Origin of the sequence: Armatimonas sp., from assembly GCF_043760365.1 — a bacterium.
Lineage (GTDB): Bacteria > Armatimonadota > Armatimonadia > Armatimonadales > Armatimonadaceae > Armatimonas.
In genome coordinates this window covers 1-3,605 of the sequence record NZ_JAYUPA010000729.1, presented here as the reverse complement: position 1 = coordinate 3,605, position 3,605 = coordinate 1, and the positions used below count along the sequence as shown (strand labels likewise).

The window sequence follows — 3,605 nt, the reverse complement described above, 5'->3', positions numbered from 1 at the left end:
TGTGTGCCTGTTGGAGGGACAGCGTGACATTCCCGGATAACTCCTCACGTAGAGCATCAGAGACACTTTCTTGCTCTCGGAGGAAAGACTGCCAATCGGCCTGCGCATTCCGGTAGCCCTCCTCTATCCGGTTCAGTTCTGCTGCCGCACGGATGCCTTCTGAATTGAGTCGCTCCAGTGCCTGAGAGATTCCTTTCTCAGTTGCGGCGAACCGTTCGGTTTGCTGTTTCAGTTTCTCCGCCGCTTCAAGTACCGCCGAACTCTCTGGCATACTGCTCTCGGTCATAGCCGATGTCCCTTTCTCAAAGATCTGTATAGACTGTAACACTATTCTCCAGCCCAATTTCACTACGAACCACTGCCAGCCCAAGGGGATAATGCCACGCGTCAGCACCGACCGGCCTGATAGGGGGACGATGCTGGGCGAGGAATGGCCATCACAGGCGGTTACTCATGGAGAGCAGACAGCGACAGAACCAGTGAGTTTGCTATCCTGAATCTTGTGCGGTTAGCACCCTTATCGGTCTGTGTGGCTTTCCTACTCGTCCTGATTTCACTATTTCTCACTCGTTTTACCATGAGAGAACCCCCATGAGGGATGCCCCGGAATAGAGCTTCCTGCCACGGTGGTTTTCTTGGAATTATCCTGCACAGGCATCTCAACAGGTAGCACTTTGGGAGGAATTTCCATGGCTTTATTCTCCCTAGGCACATAAGAACTCACCAATAAAGGCTTGACTCTACTCGATGCTTCCATCTGTCTTTTTGACTGACTGTCCCTGTTTTGCAAATAGGCAGTGATCCAGCGCAGAAATGACGGCGTCGCATGAAGCTTCATCAAACGATCAATCTCTTCATTAAAGTTCAGCTGAGCCGCTTGTACATCCAGCTCCGCCTCGTGGAGCGCAGAGCGCATGGCCTCACTCATTCGGTTGGAGTGCTCATCTTCAAGCAAGCGAACTTCAATCGCGCGCTTCTGATCCATGAGCTGCTTTCTTCGCTTACCATACTGAGTATCCAGGCTACGGATCATGCTCTGGAGCGACGAAACACGCGCGGCATAGAAACGGATCTTGGGGTCGTTTGCAATGGAGCCCCGTAAGCTATTCCAGCGCTCTCGTGCCATGGTCTCTTCCCAGGTTTCAACCTCGGTACCCGCAGTATTGGATGGAATAAGAGCTTTCTCCGCTATAGTAGCTGCGATACCAAATGGCGAGGTAGCCCCGCCAAAACCACCGCGGGCCGCCTGCGATGCCAGGTTCAGTGCTCCCGAGACAAGCTCTCCTGATTTTTGACCGAGCACTTCCGCAACACTGGAACCTGTCCGCGTGATGAGCTGGCGCGCCGCATCTTCCAGTGCAAACGACAGCTCCGACTCGGCGCTCTCTGCACGGCGATGGGCATCGTTTGCCGCAAAGCGTGCTTCTTCGGCAAGGAGTCGTGCACTTTTGAGGCGTGGATCTGAGTCTAGGCTTTGCTTAACCCGATCCCACTGCGCCTTTGCCGCTAACAGAAGAGGATCACCCTCTAACTGAGAATCGCGTCTCGCCACAAATTCCTGCCACCGAACGATATCGGGATGTGTCGTCAAGAGCGCGTTGATCTCCTCAATGCGCCGCTCTGCTTCACGTCGGGGATGGTGAAGTCCTTCCCCAAGCAGCCGCAGCTGTGTCTCCTCCGCGTCAAGCGTGCCCTTGGCAACCTGAGCCTTCAGAAGCCGCTCTTCATTGAGTCGCTCCTCTTCTTTTTCGAGCTCATATCGCTGCACAGCGAGCAAGCTCTGATGTTGCTTTTCTCCCAGTCGGTAGCGCGTCTCCATCGCCCCTTCGTAGGAGTGGTAGATCATAAAGGGTGCAGAGACAATAAAGGCAATCACCCAGAGAGAGAGCTCCTGGTACTTACTGGGAACTCCGGATTCCATGTTCAATTCCATTTGTTTCCGGATGATCTCACCTAAGCCAAAACGCTCCACACTCGCTTCCAGAACAACAACCCCCACCAGAACCAGAGAGGCCAAGCCAACCGCAATCACACCTCGATTTTTTTCGCCGGATTTTCTTGCTGCATCCATCTCCTCTGTAGCAAATGTACTTGCCTTGAATGCAAGCCGACCAATCAAAAAGAAGATGAATATCCCAAAAGCACAAGAGACATAGACAGAGCTGTATCCAAATTTCTGGATGCTTTCTCCATCCAGTCGCGCAAATTTTGTCAGCAGTCCTAAACTTAGCCCAAAAATGCTACCAAGGGCAATATGCGCAACAAAATCTCCGACATGATGAAGATATTTTTTAAAACCCTGATGGCGATTTGAAAAAGAAAGATGAGCTGTGTCCGTCTGGGAAGTAACAATGTCACCAGCACCTTCTTTGTTCAATGAGGCCAGGCCGGGTAATTTCCCCTGCGAATTCACAGTGGTGTGGAAAGCCCGACGCGCGGTATGAACGGTGTCGTTTTGTCGAGCCGCTTCCTCAGCGGTCTCTTTCGCGATTGAGTGCAACCACTCTTCGCGCTGGCTTCGCTCAGAAAGTAGCTCAGCCTCGATCTTATCGGCGGCCTCGCGGAGCTCTGCTTCCATGACCTCGACCCGGGTGACCGCTTCCTCAAAGATTTTCTGGTACTTTTCGGACGCTGCGGTCAACTGTTCCTGGAACCGAGCAATAACTTCAGCCTCAACTTGTTGTTTCGCTAACTCGGCAGCTTCGGCACTGGCCTCCGTATCCTCCGCGACTTTTTGTGCGACCACACGCCGCGCTTCACGCGACTTCAGTGCCTCTTCCTGGAGGAGCTGCTCACGCTCACGTGCCTGCTGCTGTTCCGCAAATTGCTGCTTGTCACGTTGCTTTGTTAGCTCATCGGTGTGTTTCTGGTAGTCCCGTTCTTGCTCTTTCTCAAACTGACGGCGTTCTTGGTCTCGGGTATCGCGCTCTTTGGAGCACCGCTCCTGAACCTCCCAGTAGGTTTTACGTGCCGCCTCGATCTCCGAGTGCCGCTCCATGCGGTACGTGATCCGATCTTCCTCAATGCGCCGAATCTCATCGTTATAGTTCTTGCGTGTCTCTTCCCACCATTTACGCAGACTTGAGAGCTCTTCGTCCAGACGGGTATTATTGACTTGGTTGCGCCAGTTCAAGTTTTGGCGCTCAAGCTCTTTGAGGGTAAACAGTTGCTGATGACGCTCTCCTGCAGCTAGGAGTCGGAAACGTGCCTCACGGGCATGGGCCACCCGTAGTGCAAATCGCGTATTCAGATCCTGAACCGCCTCTTCATAGGCCCCTAGGTCATAGGGATTGGAGTGCCTAGACGAGGGAGCCGAAATGACAATCCGCTCACTCAGCCCAACCGTCTGTGGCACAGTGGCCACAGGCACCATGTCATACTGCACCTTGACCAGCTCATTTGGCAGAGAATACCGAGGGCTCTCTTCTTCATCACTGAGAAGATCATCTGGGATGGGGACTTCGCCAGCAATATCAATCAGCTCTCCCTCTATCGGTTCGGTCTCCGTAACGGGAGATTCTGCCTCCGTGAGAGGTACTGTTGCAACATTTACCATTATTTTTTCTCTCTCCACTTAGTTATCCCAGCAGCAATAGCTGCTTTTT

General features: G+C 52.9%; 2 protein-coding genes. Both read right to left on the bottom strand.

From position 1 onward, the window contains the following. Positions 1–286 (bottom strand): hypothetical protein (locus ACH2EH_RS17230; RefSeq protein WP_395143501.1); only part of this gene is annotated, 286 nt, incomplete at its 3' end. Between the two features lie 270 nt (positions 287–556). Then, positions 557–3,556 carry a hypothetical protein gene (locus ACH2EH_RS17225; RefSeq protein ID WP_395143499.1) on the bottom strand — a complete coding sequence of 1,000 codons (3,000 nt, stop codon included), beginning with the start codon at positions 3,554–3,556 and terminating at the stop codon, positions 557–559. Positions 3,557–3,605 lie beyond the last annotated feature (49 nt).

What these genes read in the sequence shown, in the direction of transcription:
- ACH2EH_RS17225 (WP_395143499.1), bottom strand. Translation starts at nt 3,556, where the DNA reads ATGGTAAATGTTGCAACAGTACCTCTCACGGAGGCAGAATCTCCCGTT.